The sequence below is a fragment of the Pseudomonas sp. D2002 genome (genome assembly GCF_013385735.1).
Lineage (GTDB): Bacteria > Pseudomonadota > Gammaproteobacteria > Pseudomonadales > Pseudomonadaceae > Aquipseudomonas.
On record NZ_JACAPL010000005.1, the window covers coordinates 281,600 to 296,822 of the forward strand.

The 15,223-nt window shown below is 60.5% G+C and carries 9 protein-coding genes; 6 read left to right on the forward strand and 3 right to left on the reverse strand.

The annotated features are described in order from the left end of the window. Positions 1 to 5 precede the first annotated feature (5 nt). The 3 genes from gcvT to HX783_RS11960 all read left to right on the forward strand — a co-directional run bounded on the left by gcvT (position 6) and on the right by HX783_RS11960 (position 2,319). Positions 6 to 1,130 carry a glycine cleavage system aminomethyltransferase GcvT gene (gcvT, locus tag HX783_RS11950; protein WP_159959441.1) on the forward strand — a complete coding sequence of 375 codons (1,125 nt, stop codon included), beginning with the start codon at positions 6 to 8 and terminating at the stop codon, positions 1,128 to 1,130. A gap of 390 nt (positions 1,131 to 1,520) precedes the next feature. Beyond that, a complete protein-coding gene (locus HX783_RS11955; RefSeq protein ID WP_177017008.1) occupies positions 1,521 to 1,736 on the forward strand; it encodes a cold-shock protein in 216 nt (71 codons plus the stop codon). Between the two features lie 94 nt (positions 1,737 to 1,830). Next, on the forward strand, positions 1,831 to 2,319 hold the full coding sequence (locus tag HX783_RS11960; RefSeq protein ID WP_177017009.1) for an RDD family protein: 489 nt from the start codon (positions 1,831 to 1,833) through the stop codon (positions 2,317 to 2,319). A gap of 153 nt (positions 2,320 to 2,472) precedes the next feature. Here HX783_RS11960 and nadA read toward each other — a convergent pair whose 3' ends face one another. The 3 genes from nadA to HX783_RS11975 all read right to left on the reverse strand — a co-directional run bounded on the left by nadA (position 2,473) and on the right by HX783_RS11975 (position 6,761). Further along, entirely contained in the window at positions 2,473 to 3,531 is a 1,059-nt protein-coding gene (gene nadA / locus HX783_RS11965; protein WP_122542851.1) for a quinolinate synthase NadA, read from the reverse strand. 236 nt (positions 3,532 to 3,767) lie between these two features. Then, a complete protein-coding gene (locus tag HX783_RS11970) occupies positions 3,768 to 5,345 on the reverse strand; it encodes a lactate dehydrogenase (RefSeq protein WP_256347148.1) in 1,578 nt (525 codons plus the stop codon). 129 nt (positions 5,346 to 5,474) lie between these two features. Beyond that, a complete protein-coding gene (locus HX783_RS11975; RefSeq protein ID WP_159959445.1) occupies positions 5,475 to 6,761 on the reverse strand; it encodes an OmpP1/FadL family transporter in 1,287 nt (428 codons plus the stop codon). Positions 6,762 to 7,244: 483 nt separating this feature from the next. Here HX783_RS11975 and HX783_RS11980 point away from each other — a divergent pair, with 483 nt between their 5' ends. From HX783_RS11980 to pstS, 3 genes are all read left to right on the forward strand, one after another. Beyond that, positions 7,245 to 8,960: a ShlB/FhaC/HecB family hemolysin secretion/activation protein gene (locus HX783_RS11980; RefSeq protein ID WP_177017010.1), complete on the forward strand. Its 1,716-nt coding sequence runs from the start codon at positions 7,245 to 7,247 to the stop codon at positions 8,958 to 8,960. A 118-nt stretch (positions 8,961 to 9,078) separates the two neighbouring features. Continuing rightward, positions 9,079 to 14,022 carry a hemagglutinin repeat-containing protein gene (locus HX783_RS11985; protein WP_177017011.1) on the forward strand — a complete coding sequence of 1,648 codons (4,944 nt, stop codon included), beginning with the start codon at positions 9,079 to 9,081 and terminating at the stop codon, positions 14,020 to 14,022. A gap of 171 nt (positions 14,023 to 14,193) precedes the next feature. Continuing rightward, entirely contained in the window at positions 14,194 to 15,210 is a 1,017-nt protein-coding gene (pstS, locus tag HX783_RS11990) for a phosphate ABC transporter substrate-binding protein PstS (RefSeq protein WP_177017012.1), read from the forward strand. Positions 15,211 to 15,223: the final 13 nt, after the last annotated feature.

Here is a 15,223-nt window from a genome sequence, read left to right on the forward strand (position 1 = left end):
TGAATATGTCCACCGAAACCCTGTTGAAAACCCCACTGCATGCGCTGCACCTCGAATTGGGCGCACGCATGGTGCCCTTCGCCGGTTACGACATGCCGGTGCAATACCCGCTGGGCGTGATGAAGGAACACCTGCACACCCGTGAACACGCCGGGTTGTTTGATGTGTCGCACATGGGCCAGATCCGCCTGACCGGCGCAAACGCCGCCAAAGCCCTGGAAACCCTGGTGCCCGTCGACATCATCGACTTGCCGGTTGGCATGCAGCGCTACGCCATGTTCACCAATGATCAGGGCGGCATTCTCGACGACCTGATGGTGGCCAACCTGGGCAACGACGAACTGTTCCTGGTGGTCAACGCCGCCTGCAAGGACCAGGACCTGGCGCACCTGCGCAAACACATTGGCGAGCAGTGCAGCATCGAGCCACTCTTCGAAGAACGTGCCCTGCTCGCCCTGCAAGGCCCGGCAGCAGTGAAGGTACTGGCGCGCCTGGCACCTGAAGTGACCAAGATGACGTTCATGCAGTTCGCCACCTTGCGCCTGCTGGGCGTGGACTGTTACGTCAGCCGCTCCGGCTACACCGGTGAAGACGGTTTTGAGATCTCTGTGCCCGCTGCCAATGCCGAGAGCCTGGCGCGCAGCCTGCTGGCCGAAACCGAAGTGCAGGCCATCGGCCTGGGCGCGCGTGACTCGCTGCGCCTGGAAGCCGGCCTGTGCCTGTACGGCCACGACATGAACACCGACACCACGCCGATTGAAGCCAGCCTGTTGTGGGCAATCTCCAAGGCCCGGCGCGCCGACGGTGCACGTGCCGGTGGCTTCCCGGGTGCCGACCGGATCTTCACCCAGCAACAAGCCGGAGTGAGCCGCAAGCGAGTCGGCCTGCTGCCCCAGGAACGCACCCCGGTGCGCGAAGGCGCAGAAATCGTCGACGAACACGGCACCGTGATCGGCAGCGTATGCAGCGGCGGCTTTGGCCCGACCCTGGGCGGCCCGCTGGCCATGGGTTACCTGGACAGCGCCTTTATCGCACTGGACACCGAAGTGTCTGCGTTGGTGCGTGGGAAAAAGGTGCCATTACGTGTAAGTAAAATGCCATTTGTACCGCAACGTTACTACCGTGGCTGATTGACTGTTTCTATAAGTAACGCGGTTGCGTTAACGTGCACTAAACTGTAACGCAACCGCCATAAAACAGTGCATTGACGATAGGCAATGTAATAGGCCCGCGCCTATAACAAGTGATCAACTCTATCGAATAAGTGGGATCCACTTTGTTGATCAAACAGTCACGAAGCCAAGCAAAACATGGGCTTTTGGCGGGGCTTGTTTTTTCTGCATTAGTTGGCGTAGAGTTTGTTCACTGTGTTTGCATGGGTCGCTTTGAACCTGGACCTGGGCAGTAGCTAAAAGTTTGCTACAACCCGTTCGACGTCTCTTACTTTCCTGCAACTCAGCCCAGTACTCTTTCATGTGAAAGGGGCTGTCATTAATTTTTTGCGTCAAGGAAATAAGAAAATGGCTGATCGTCAGAGCGGTACCGTCAAGTGGTTTAACGACGAGAAAGGGTTTGGTTTTATCACTCCAGAAAGCGGTCCGGATCTGTTCGTGCATTTCCGCGCTATTCAAGGCAACGGCTTCAAGAGCCTGAAAGAAGGCCAGAAAGTGACGTTCGTTGCCGTGCAAGGCCAGAAAGGCATGCAGGCTGACGAAGTACAAGCAGAAAACCACTGAGTTCTTCTGCGACAAAAAGCCCCTGGTGGTGACATCAGGGGCTTTTTTATGTGCGTTTGCTCGTAAAATGGCTTTTTTCTCTAGAGAGACTGCCATGTCCAAACCCCTGCTGAGCCCCCAAGGCGACTTCCCCGCCGTTGGCCTGGGCCGTCGCCTGGCAGCGATGTTCTATGACTTTCTGCTGTGCACCGCCCTGCTGATCGTCACCGCGTTCATCTACAAGCTGGTGTGGATGGCGTTTATCGGCGAAGCCAAGATGCGCACGCTCACCGAATCCGGCGCGCTGGACGGTGACCCGCTGCTGTCGACGATTTTGTTTTTTGTATTGTTTGGTTTTTTTGCCAAGTTCTGGACCTATTCCGGGCAGACCCTGGGCATGCAGGTGTGGGGCGTGCGCGTGCAGAACGCCGATGGCTCGCGGATCAGCCTGTGGCAGGCGCTGCTGCGCTTTGTGGTGTCGATTGCGTCGTGGTTGTGCGTGGGGCTGGGGTTCATCTGGTCGCTGTTTGATAAGCACAAACGCAGCTGGCATGACATTTATTCGGATACGCAGTTGGTGCGGATTCCGAAGCAGAAGAAGTAACTCCAGAAAGAGTGGAGATCCAAATGTGGGAGCGGCGGTGCGACGATTCGACTTGCTCGCGAATGCGGTGGATCAGTCACCATATGTATCGACTGACACATTGCATTCGCGAGCAAGCCCGCTCCCACATTTTCTTACCGTGCTCGCCTCAGGTCAGGCGTTGCCGGCCAATTTCAGGCGCGCAGCCTGAGTGAAATCCAGCATGCGCTTGAGCGGCCTTACCGCCTGCGGAATCACTGACGGCTCAACAAAGATCTCATTGCTGCCCTCACGCAAACATTGCAGCGTGCGCTCCAGCGTATTCATTGCCATCCACGGGCAGTGTGCGCAACTGCGGCAGGCTGCGCCGTTACCGGCGGTCGGCGCCTCAACGAAGACCTTGTCCGGGCACAGCTGCTGCATCTTGTAGAAAATGCCGCGGTCGGTGGCGACGATAAAGGTCTTGTTCGGCAACCGCTGGGCTGCGGCAATCAGTTGGCTGGTGGACCCTACGGCGTCCGCCAGCTCGATCACCGCCGTGGGCGACTCCGGGTGCACCAGGATCGCGGCGTCCGGGTACAGCGCCTTCATGTCTTCGAGCTGCTTGGACTTGAACTCTTCGTGGACGATGCACGCGCCGTCCCACAGCAACATGTCCGCACCGGTCTGGCGCTGAATGTATGTACCCAGATGCTTGTCCGGGCCCCAGATAATTGTCTCGCCGTTGTCCATCAGGCTTTCGACGATTTCCAGCGCGCAGCTTGAGGTGACGACCCAATCCGCCCGGGCTTTGACCGCCGCCGAGGTGTTGGCATACACCACCACGGTGCGCTCGGGATGCTGGTCGCAAAACGCCGAAAACTCATCCACCGGGCAGCCCAGGTCCAGGGAGCACGTGGCTTCCAGGGTGGGCATCAGGATGCGTTTTTCGGGGGTGAGGATTTTGGCGGTCTCGCCCATGAAACGCACACCGGCGACCAGTACGGTCTTGGCCGGGTGGGCAGCGCCGAAGCGGGCCATTTCCAGGGAATCGGAGACACAGCCGCCGGTTTCTTCGGCCAGGGCCTGAATCACCGGGTCGCAATAGAAGTGGGCGACCAGCACCGCGTCCTGAGCCTTGAGCTCGGCGGCGATGGCGGCACGCAGGCTCGCCTCTTCTTCGGCGCTCAGCGCCTTGGGCTGCTTGGCGTCGAGGTGGGCTTGGACCAGTAGGCGTTCGGAAATTTGCGTCATGTTCGCAAGACCTGCAGGCGCAGTAAGCGCGAAAGTCGAGTGTACCACCGGCTCTGGAGCCCTTCGGGCGCCGCCGGACGAAGTGATTGTGTTCATCAAGCACGGGTGAAGCTGCGCAAGGCTACAGAATATCGAATGGATTCAAAAGCCTAATCTGGTCCGCGTAGGCACGCTCATCGGGCAAAAAAAACGGGAAGGCGCATCACTGGGCCTTCCCGCTTTGATCACGCCGAACGTCAGCGCATCAGCACATCCGGATCGTTCTGCAACAGGATCGAGTCATGCATGTTGGCCAAGGCATCCTTCAAGGTTGACTGCTCCAGGGCATCCTTGGACTTTTTGCTCGCCTGGGCGGCGTGCTCAAGCAGCGTCAGGTAGTCGCGCCTGATGGAGGCTTCCTTCGGCACCACGCTGTCTTCCACCCGGTTGCCCATCACGTACTTCTGCGTGTGGGTGTTCTGGGAAGCCGATTGGGTAACGGACGCATTCGTCAGTCGGCCATCTTTATAGGCGAAGGTTGCGGTGCTGCTGGCCTTGTCCTGCACTTGCACATACAGGTAATTCTGCGATTCGCGAGAGCCGTCAAAAACCGGCGGTTTGCCACCGTCGAGGCCTTTATGGAAGCTCGCCGACAGCAGCGATTGCTGGTTCTGGGTGACGCTGCGGTCGCCCGTGCTGCGGCCATTGACCTGGGTCTTCTGCGACACGCTGTAGGAAAAGCCCTCAACTTCCGACCGACGCATCGAATTGGGCGCGCCCGCCGCCTGTTTGATCGAGGCCTTGAAGTCAGCCAGGCCCGTCAGCAAGCCTCTGTCGGTCGGGTTATTCGTCAGCGGGTTTGCAGTGCCAGCCCCGGGCGGATAGTTGCTGTTCATGGCGCTGAACGCGTCCTTGAACATGGCCATCAGGTCCGCGTTGGCACTGCCGCGCCGCTCGACGCGGTCGAACTGCGCCAGGTAGGTTTGCAGCGCCTTGGCCTGCTGCTTGGCATTGCCGAGGATCGCCGCGTTTCTCAGGTCCACCGTGAGGTCAATCTGACCCGCCGGGCCACTCATGCGCGTGGTACGGCTCTCGCTGTCGGCATGAAAGGCCAGGGTAATGTCCTCTTCGTTCGAGGCCTTCACTTTGGCATTGAGGTCCACCGACGACAGCAGCTTGGCGTCGAACTGAGTCAGCCTGCTCAAGTCGAGTTTCGGCGGCACGGCGGTCAGCCCGTCGACCGAGGCCTGGAATGCGCTGCCCAACTGGCCGACGGCCTTGAGTTCATCGGCGGTCAACTCCCCGCCTTCTACGGTGGCCTGTACGCCCAGGCCATCTTTCTGGCTGGACAGGCTGAACGTGACGGTCTTGCCGCTGGCAGTCTTGATGCTGAGGCTGACTTGGTTGTCGGCCTTGCTGTGCAGCAGCGTCTGGTCCGCCTTGATTGCATCGGTGTCGCCGGCGCGGTCAGCGGTGGTGTTGAGCAGCGACTGGGAAATAGCGGCACCGCCACCTTTGGTGAATTGGTCCACCAACGCAGCGCCCAGCCCACTGTAGCGGCCGGCCGTAGTGACCGAGTGGAAGCCGGAGTTGATGACCCAGGTGATCGAATCATCGCTGTTGTTTTCCCAGGTCCGCACGCTTTCCTGGCCGGGCAACAAGCCGTTTCGAGAATAGGTATCGACGACATTGGCTGCCGGATTGCCAAGGCTGACCACTGCCGAAGGCCGCGTCGGTGAGACGTCGACAGTGTTCGCCAGGGTGGCGGGAGGCGCGGTGGTCGCAGCCCGAACAATAAGGGGATTGGTCGCGATAACAGGCGTTAGCGTGGTCATGACAGTCCATGTCTTAAAAGCTGAGTAGCTTTCAATCTAACCAACACGCGCCGTAAATGACAGCATTGATGTCAACAAAACCGGCAAAGAGCCATGCCAAAAAACTGGCTCTTCGCCGGATTGCATCGATCAGAAGCGGTAAGTCACCGAACCACCAAACCCATTCGCGCTGTTTTCATACTTGGCGTCGTAGTTCAGCGCTAACTGAGGGTTGTTGTCGCGAACCTTGATCGGTTCTTCCTTCAGGTAGGAATAGGCCACGTCAAAGGTCAGGTTATCCACAGGCGTCCAGCCGGCACCCACGCTGAATACGGTACGGTCGCCCGTAGGAATACGTACAGAACGGTCGGTGTTGTTGGTCGGCGTCTCGTCCACCGAGAAGCCGGTGCGCAGCACCAGTTGTTTGTTGAGCTGATACGACAGGCCGATGGCATGGGACCAGGTGTCGTGCCAGTGCTGCTCTTCGGTGATGGAGCCCAGGCCTGCCAGCTCAGCCGTAATATCCGACACGCCGGCGTTGTTCACCGTGATTTTCTTCAACTGGCTCCAGCGCGTGTAGGTGCTGCCCACGTAGAGGGTCAAGGCATCGGTCAACTGGTGAGTGACCGAGAAGTCCACGGAAGAAGGCGTGGTGACGTTCAGCTTGGCGTCATACTTTTGCGGCCCGCCGTCCAACAGATCGGACAGCACGCCCGAGGCTTGGGTATGGCCGCTCAGGTGATACACCACTTGCGAATGGTAGGTGACGCCGATGCGGGTGCTGTCCAGCGCCTGCACCAAGATACCGGCGTTGAAACCCATCGCGGTGTCGTCGCCCTTGATTTTCACCGCTTCGGTGCCGAGGCCGAACGCCGGGACTTTGGAGTCCAGCTCGCCGCTGATCTTGTTGAAGGTCGGGCCGAAACCTACCGACACCTTGTCATTGAACGCGTAGCTGACGGTCGGCTGCACGGTCGTGACTTGAATCTTGCTCTTATTGCCAAAGCCATTGCCCTGGAAGCTGTGTTCATAGTCGGTCACCAGGCCAAACGGTGCGTAAACCCCCAGGCCAAACGCCCAGTGCTCATCGATCGGCGTGACCAGGTAACCCATCGGCACGGCAATGCCAGGCACCATGTCGCCCTTGTTGGTGCCGGGGTTATCGACGCCGCCCTGGCTGGAGCTGGCGTCCTTGATATTGGTTTTGGCATCGAGGTAAGTCGCGCCGATGCTGACTTCATTGTGCTTGAGGCGGGACATGCCGGCCGGGTTGCCGAACACCGTGCTGGCGTCATCGGCCGAGGAAGAACGCCCGGCGTAGCCCGTGCCCATTGAACTGACGCTTTGTTCATTGAGCGCAAAACCACCGGCGAGCAGTTGTGTGGAGGCGAGCGAAACGGAGAGCGCCAAGGCGCCTTTAAGAGTTTTGTTATTCATTATTAGGACTCGAATTATTGGGCAGCGCTGGGAAAACTACCAACCTTCGAGCGGAGCGTTTATGAAGAGTTTTTCATCTGCTGGATTGTCCGACAATCCCAAGCATTTCAAGGACTTTGGCGGTTTTTAGGCTTCATTTTATGACCTTTTAATCTGTTCGTGACTGCCCGGTTTTATCCGGCGTGCGCTTGCGCTATAAACGCCCCGATTAAGCGATTTCGCTGCAACAATCAAAAACGATCTTCGTACCTCCGCCGTCTCATCCTCCCCGAAGATACGTGGCTTATCAGGCGTTCGCCTGCACCTTCGCACTAAAAATGTGCATTTATTTCCTGAATAACGCGGCATTCCTCACGTTTTATGTAATAAATCCTACAGCCGATGTAACAATCCGTTTAAAGATGACTCAAGTGCGGCATACCCTGAGCTCACGGTTTGGCTCAGGGGCATGAATTGTGTGTATTTCTACGTTAAGGATGTCGAGTGCCAAACCAGCCCTCAACCCAACGCCTTTGCTGTATCCGCAGATGGAGTGTCGCCCTGCTCTGCCTGTGCGCGTTGCCGGTGGCAGCCGCCGATGGCCCGCAGCCCGGCCAGGAAACCCTGCGCTTGCAGCAGCAACAACAGCGCGACCTGCAACAGTTACAACTGGAGCAGCGCCAGCGGCAGATGCAACGCGGCAGTTTCGGTAGTCAACCGGCCACGCCGGCCTTGCCCAACGCTGTCGACAAAGATGAACGCTGCTGGCCGCTCAGCGGTACACGCCTGGCCGGGGTCACGCTGTTCAACAGGGCCGAACTGAACAAACGCATTGAGCCCTACGTGGCGCCGTGCATGGGCGTCACCCAGATCAACCGCTTGCTGGCCGAGATCACCCAGCTGTATGTGGAAGCCGGCTATATCGCCAGCCGCCCGTACCTGATCAGCGCGCCGGCCGCCGGGCTGCCGCTGGATATTCACGTCGAAGAAGGTTACCTGGAAGCCATCGAACTGGCCGACCAGAGCCTGCCCGTGTCGTTAACCGGGGCATTTCCCGGAATGCTCGGCCAGCCGCTGAACCTGCGCGACCTGGAGCAAGGCCTGGACCAGCTCAACCGCCTGCGCTCGGTGGACCTCACCGCCGACATTGCTCCCGGCAGTGAACCTGGCGCCTCGCGCATCATCCTGCGCTCGCGCAGTAAGGCTTCGCGCTGGGCCTTGGGACTTGGGCTGGATAACCTCGGCAGCGCCGGCACCGGGCGTGATCGCAATGCGATCAACCTGAGCCTGGACAGCCCGCTGGAGCTCAACGATTCGCTCAACCTGAGCTTCAGCGACACGCTCAACCACGGGCCGCGTTACAGCCGCAGCAACAGCCTGTTTTATGCCATCCCTTACGGTTACTGGACCTACAGCCTGTTCGCCAGCCATGCCGAATACCGCTCGCCGTTCAAGCTCAGTCGCACCACCTTGTATAACAGCGGCCGCACCGATCAGGTCAGTTTGCGCACCGACCGCGTGCTGTGGCGCGACCAGGGCCATCAACTCAGTGCAAACCTGCAACTGGCCTACAAGGACGTCGACAGCTACCTGCAAAAGGTCCGCCTGGGCATCCAGAGCCCAACACTGACCGTGGCCGAGGCGGGCCTGAACCTGTTCTGGCTCAACAGCGCGGTGTGGAACCTCGACGTCAATTACGCCCAAGGCCTGACGTGGTTCGGTGCTGATCGCGATGCCGAGCAAACGCAAAAAAACCTGCCCCAGGCGCAATTCCACAAGTACCGCGCCAACCTCACCCAATGGCGCAACGGCCAATGGCAGGGGCAACCGTGGCAATGGCAGAGCCAGCTGTCAGCGCAATACAGCCCGGACGCCTTGCCCGCCATCGAACAACTGCTGGGCACCGACGACTCGGCGGTGCGTGGCTACCGCGAATACATCGCGTCCGGTGCCATCGGTGCGGTGTGGCGCAACACCTTGCGCCTGCCGCTCAGCAGCGACCTGCCGATAAAAATCACCCCGCGCCTGGGCCTGGACAACGGCTGGGTCAAGCGCGAACACGGCGCCCAGGGCCAACGCCTGAGCGGCGCCAGCGTCGGGCTCAACCTGAGCTGGAAGAACCTGCAGCTCGACCTCGATTACCAACGCAGCCTCAACACACCCACAGGGTTTGGCCAGGAGCCGGAGGTTTGGCTGACGCGCCTTAGCGTGCAGATTTGAGCTTGCAGAGATGAGCTGACACATGATTAGCCTGAAATAACCGCCGTACCTGACCACTACACCAGTGTTGCACCGAACAACGCACGTCGTGGATCAGCCAACACAGAGCGAATTTATTATGCCGACTGCCACACACACGTTTCACCTTTCCCCTCAGGGCAAACTGCGCTGGGCCATCGCCAGCCTCTTCCTGCTGCCGCAGCTGGTGCTGGCCGGTGGCGTGACCGTCGTTGAAGGGCCTGGCGGCACGCCGCAGCTGCAAAACCAGGGCGGCGTGCCCATTGTCAACATCGTCGCGCCGAATGCCGGCGGCCTGTCCCACAACCAGTTTCTGGACTACAACGTCGACCGCCAGGGCGTGGTGCTGAACAACGCGTTGCAGGCGGGCCAATCGCAACTCGCCGGGCAGTTGGCAGCCAACCCGCAGTTCCAGGGCCAGGCGGCCAGCGTGATCCTCAACGAAGTGGTGAGCCGCAACGCCTCGGCCATCAACGGCGCCCAGGAGATTTTCGGCCGCGCCGCCGATTATGTACTGGCCAACCCGAACGGCATTTCCGTGAACGGCGGCAGCTTCATCAACACCCCGAATGCCAACCTGGTGGTGGGCCGCCCCGAGCTCAACGACGGCAAGCTGCAAGGTTTGAACACTCGCGATGCAAGCGGCCAGTTGACGGTGCAAGGCCAGGGCCTGCAAAACGACGCGGGCTCCATCCACCTGATCGCGCCGCACATCGACAGCGATGGGCGCCTCAGTGCGCGGGATCAATTGAACCTCACGGTCGGCCGCAATCAGGTCGACTACGCCAGCGGCCAAGTGCGTCAGGTCGACCCGGCGAGCAAGACCCAGGACCAGCGCATCGACGCCCGCCTGTTCGGCGCGATGCAAGCCGGGCGTATCAATATCATCAGTACCGCCGAAGGCGCCGGCGTGCGTGTGGGCGCCGTGCAAGTGGAAGGCCGCGACGGCGTGAAGGTCAGCTCGGCCGGCGACCTCGACATCAGCGGCCAGGTGCACGCCGACAGCCTTGAGGCCACCCGCGCCGGCGTGCACAGCCGCCAGGGCGATGTTGACTTGCACAGCGCCAAGGACTTGAGCCTCGCCGCTGCGGACGTCAGCGGGCGCAACGTCAAACTCGACGCCAGCCGCAACCTGACCCTCAGCAGCCTGGAAAGCCGCAAGCTCCAGGAAAAACGTGAACAGTGGAACAACAGCAACTTCCTGTTCACCTACGAAACCTATGACCGCACCACCACCGACAAGGACTCGCGCCAGCACGGCAACCATGTCGTCGCGCAACAGAATGCCGCGCTGTCGTCCGGCGCCAACACCACCCTCACCGCCAGCAAGGTCGAAGCCGGCGACGCCTTGCGCGTCAACAGCGGTGCCAACCTGCAAGTGAACGCTGCCACCGAAACCCATGAAACTCGCGATCACGGCAACCACCGCAAGCACCTGTGGAAGGCCAACTGGGACACATCCAGCAGTGAACAACGCAGCGTCACCAGCAGCCTCAACGCCGGCAAAACGCTGGACCTGACCAGCCAGCAGAAACTGCAGTTGCAGGGCGCCGAGCTGAAATCGGCGGGCGACATTCAATTGGCCGGCCGTCAGGTGGACATCGGGAGCGCCAGCCGCACCCAGCGCAGCAGCGATAACGCCTACGCCGGCGACCTCACGGGCGGCAGCTTCTTCGGCAAAAGCGGCGACGGTGACAAGGGCAAAACCTTGAACACCGGCAGCAAGGTGAATGCCGACGGCAAGTTGATCGTCAAGGCCGATGACGTGCGTATCAGCGGCAGCCAGGCGCGCGGCGGCAAACAGGCCAGCGTCATCAGCGACAAAGGCTCGCTGGTGATCGACGGCGTACAAGACACCTCCCACGACAATAGCTACAGCAACGACAGTAAGTTCTTCGGCATTACAAAGGATGAAAGCCGCAAGAACCTCAAGGACAGCACCACCGTCGCCAGCAACCTGCGATCGGACAGTAATCTCAGACTGCAAAGCGCCAAGGACATCGAAGTCAGTGGCTCTCAAGTGGCTGCCACAGGTTCATTGCAGGCGCACGCCAAGGGCGATATCAAGGTCGCTTCGGCGCAAAACACCTCCAGCGATACCACCAGCACTCACACCCGTGGTTTCGATGGCTACGCCAAGGAAACCGCCGAAGGCAGCCGTCAGTACCGCGCGGGTGTCACCTATGAAGATCAACAGCAAACAGCTAAGACCGACACCACCCGGCAGCAGGCAGCCAGCCTCAGCGGTGGCAGCCTGGCCGTCACCGCGGGTGGCGATGTGAGCATCAAGGGCTCTGAGCTCAAGGCCACCCAGGGCGACGCGACCGTGAGCGGCAAAAACGTCGAGCTGCTGGCGGCGGATGACAGCACCCGCAACCAAACCGACACGACCACCACTGCGGGCGGCGTGTACTACACCGGTGGCCTGGACCGGGCCGGCAATGGTGCGCAATTCAGCCATCAGAGCAGCGATGACACCCGCAACAAAACCACCGCGCAAACCAGCAATGTAGCGGCGGCCGGCAAGCTGACGATCAACGCCGGCAACACCCTGACCAGCCAAGGCGCGCAGGTCAAGGCCGGCTCCGAGTTGCAGGTCAACGCTGCCCAGGTCGATAACCAGGCGGCGCATAACACCGAGACCAGCACCCACAAGGAGAATGGCTGGACCGCCGATGTCGGCGCCAATGTCGAATACAAAGGCATCACCCGGCCGGTCGAAAAAGCCGTCGAGGGCGTGGCCCAGGCCAAATTCCATCAGCCAGGTTTGCTCGATGCGTTTGAGCAGCCGAATGTCGGGCTGGATGTGGAAGTCGGTCATACCCAAAAGACCCGCACACAGCAGGACAGCACCGCGGTGGTCAGCCAGTTCAGTGGTGGAACGGTGCAGGTCAATGTCGCCAACACCGTGAAGGATCAAGGCACTCAATACCGCGCCAGCGAGGGCGGGCTCAAGATCAATGCCGGCGAGCACCTTGCCACCGCAGCCGCCAACACTCACAGCAGCAGCGAGCAAGGCGTGGACGCCAAGGCGGGCGTGCGGGTTTACACCACCACGGGTGAAGACTTGAACGTGCGCGGCAGCGGCACCGGCGGCAGCAGTGATGTGCGCGAATCAAGCAGCACGGCGGTGGTCGGCAGCTACGCCGGGGCTCAGGGTGTGAGCATTCAGACCCAAGGCGATGCACGCTATGAAGGCAGCCACTTCAACGGTGGCCAGGCAGGCGTCAACCTCAAGGCCGGAGGCGAATTGGCACTGAACCAGGCCAGCGATACCCAAAACAAAACCGACAACAGCCTGCGCGGCAGCGGCTCGTTGACGGTGGGCACAGCGCCGGGCAGCAATGGTACGAACGTGAACCTGGGTGCCGGCGTTCAACTGGATAACAAACGCCTCGACACCCAGGACAGCCAGGCACGTGTCGCGACGCTCCACGGCAACGGGCCGATCCAACTGAGCAGTGGCGGCGACATGACCCTGCAAGGCACTCAGATCGGCAGCAGCACCGCGAAGACCGGTGACATCAGCCTCAACGCCGGCGGCAAATTGAACCTGCAAGCGGCCACCGAAAACCATGTCAGCAGCGGCAGCAACCTGGGCGGCGGCTTGACGGTGGGAGCCGGCAAGACCAGCAGTGCCGAAAGCAGCGGTACAACCGGTAGCCTGAGCGCCAACTTCAACATCGGCAAGGTTTCCGAGAACGATCAGGGCGTAGTGGTCGGGCAATTGCACAGCAACGGCAACGTTACCCTCGCCAGTGGCGCTGACGCGGCGGATGCCATCCACCTGCAAGGCACCCAAGTAGTGGCCGACAGGGTCAACCTGGCGGCGCAAAACGGCGGCATTTTGCAAGAGTCGGCACAATCCACCCAAGCGCATAACAGCTGGGGCGTGACTTTGGGCGCAGGTGGCAGCGGCGGCAAAACAGCCCTGGCCGACGCCGGTGAACACGACACAGCCAAAACCCAGTACGGCATCAATGCGCGGGTCAAGGTCGACGTCGATCACCTGCAAGGCACCACCCAGCACGACAGCCTGATCAAGGCGAATAAGGTGGTGATCAACAGTGCCGGTGATACCCATCTGGCCGGCGCGCGGATTCAAGCCGAGCAGGTCAGCGGCAACGTGGGCGGCAACCTCGTCGTCGAGAGCCGCAAGGACCACGTCAGCAGCACCCAGGTCAACGTCGACACCCGGCTCGACGTCGAGAAAAACCAACCGGGTGTGGTCAACAAACTGGCCAAGGCCAGCGGCCCGCTCAAGGACAAGGTGCAAGCCAAGGCCGAGGGCGCGTTTGAAAAACACCGCGAAAAGCTGGAGAACGCCGTCGACAAGGGCACCGAGCACCTGGCCTCGGCCAAAGAGAGCGTGATCAACGCCAAGGAGCGCCTGGGCGAAAAACTCACCCGCAGCGGTAGCTACGACGTGAACCCCGAGCCCCGTGGCGCCTTTGGCACACGCCTGGATCAAGCCAAGGCTTACCTGGCGGACAAGAAGGACGCCGTGGGCACTCGCCTGTCCAACCTCAAGGAAAAAGTCTGGCCAAAAACCACGGACAGCTACACCGTCAGCGGCAAGAACACCACCGGCAGCTCGGTGGCCAATACCGCCGAAAACGTGCTGTTCGGCGACAAAAGTGGCGATACGTCCTACACCCCAACGTTGAATCTGGACGTCAGCCACGTGGTGAAAGACAGCGTCACCCAGGCGTCGGGCCTGCGCGGCACTCAGGGCGTCACTCTGCACGTGAGTGGCGAAACACGCCTCACGGGTGCGCAGATCAGCGCGGACAAGGGCAAGGTCGACCTCGGCGGTTCCACGGTCAAGGCGACGACACTGGCCGGCAGCGACTACCGGGCCGATGTCGGGCTGAACCTGTCGAAATCACCGGTCAACCTGGCCTTGGGCGCCAAGGATGAACTGACCCGGAAACAGGACGACGCCACGCGTAAGGATCAGGCTTTCAACCTTGGGCCACTGCGGGTCGGCGGGCACAGTGACAGCCAGGTGTTGCAGGCCGGGATAGAGCAGAGCATCAACTAAGTCGCACGGCGGCGGTGGACGTGGGCAACCCACGTTCACCGCTGCAAACATTTCTAAATGTTTCTTCATAAAGCCAAACCGTCATTAAACAGACATATCTCAGGAATTAAATCGTCACGTCTTAGACAGGTGGACCTATCCACTTACCCCTTCCCTTGAGGTGTTGTCGTGATGTTGCCGACTAAAAAAAGTCTGTCTGTTCTGTTCGCTGCCCTGTGCTTGAGCGGCGTGGCCCACGCCACCGACGTTACCGGCGCCGGCTCCAGTTTCGTCTACCCGGTGCTGTCCAAGTGGTCGCAGGACTACAGCAAGAACTCCAGCAACCGCATCAACTATCAGTCGATCGGCTCCGGCGGCGGCATCGCCCAGATCAAGGCGGCCACCGTTGACTTCGGCGCCTCCGACGCCCCGCTGTCGGCCGATGAACTCAAAGCCGGCGGCCTGGGCCAGTTCCCCAGCGTGATTGGCGGCATCGTGCCGGTGATGAACGTCGAGGGCGTAGCGGCTGGCCAGTTGAAACTCGATGGCGACGTGCTCGCGAAGATTTTCCTCGGCGACATCAAGGCCTGGAACGACCCGGCCATCGCCGCCCTCAACTCCGGCTTGAACCTGCCGGTGGCGAACATCACCGTGGTGCACCGTTCCGACGGCTCGGGCACCTCGTACAACTTCACCAACTACCTGGCCAAAGTCAGTGACAGCTGGAAAACCAAGGTGGGGTTCGGCACCACCGTGCCGTGGCCGGTCGGTGTGGGCGGCAAGGGTAACGAAGGCGTTTCGGCCTACGTGAAGCAGATCAAGAACTCCATCGGTTTCGTGGAATACGCCTACGCCCTGCAGAACAAAATGACCTATGCCCAACTGAAAAACGCTTCGGGGAAATTCGTCAAACCTGATGCCAAGGCATTCCAGGCCGCCGCAGATACCGCCGACTGGGCGAATGCCAAAGACTTCAACCTGATCATGACCAACGCCCCAGGCGAAGGCGCGTGGCCGATCACGGCGACCACCTGGATCATCATGTACAAGCAGCCGAAGAATGCCGAGCAAAGCCAGGCGGCGTTCAGCTTCTTCAAGTGGTCACTGGAAAAAGGCCAGCAACAGGCAGCGGCGCTGGACTACGTAGCCCTGCCGGACTCCCTGGTGTCGCGAATCGAAGGTTACTGGAAGTCTGACTTCGCCAACTGATTCGTCCTACGGC

Bases quoted from the DNA above. Each gene is read 5' to 3' on its own strand.
- gcvT (WP_159959441.1), top strand. From the start codon at position 6: ATGTCCACCGAAACCCTGTTGAAAACCCCACTGCATGCGCTGCACCTC.
- HX783_RS11955 (WP_177017008.1), top strand. From the start codon at position 1,521: ATGGCTGATCGTCAGAGCGGTACCGTCAAGTGGTTTAACGACGAGAAA.
- HX783_RS11960 (WP_177017009.1), top strand. From the start codon at position 1,831: ATGTCCAAACCCCTGCTGAGCCCCCAAGGCGACTTCCCCGCCGTTGGC.
- nadA (WP_122542851.1), bottom strand. From the start codon at position 3,531: ATGACGCAAATTTCCGAACGCCTACTGGTCCAAGCCCACCTCGACGCC.
- HX783_RS11970 (WP_256347148.1), bottom strand. From the start codon at position 5,345: ATGACCACGCTAACGCCTGTTATCGCGACCAATCCCCTTATTGTTCGG.
- HX783_RS11975 (WP_159959445.1), bottom strand. From the start codon at position 6,761: ATGAATAACAAAACTCTTAAAGGCGCCTTGGCGCTCTCCGTTTCGCTC.
- HX783_RS11985 (WP_177017011.1), top strand. From the start codon at position 9,079: ATGCCGACTGCCACACACACGTTTCACCTTTCCCCTCAGGGCAAACTG.
- pstS (WP_177017012.1), top strand. From the start codon at position 14,194: ATGTTGCCGACTAAAAAAAGTCTGTCTGTTCTGTTCGCTGCCCTGTGC.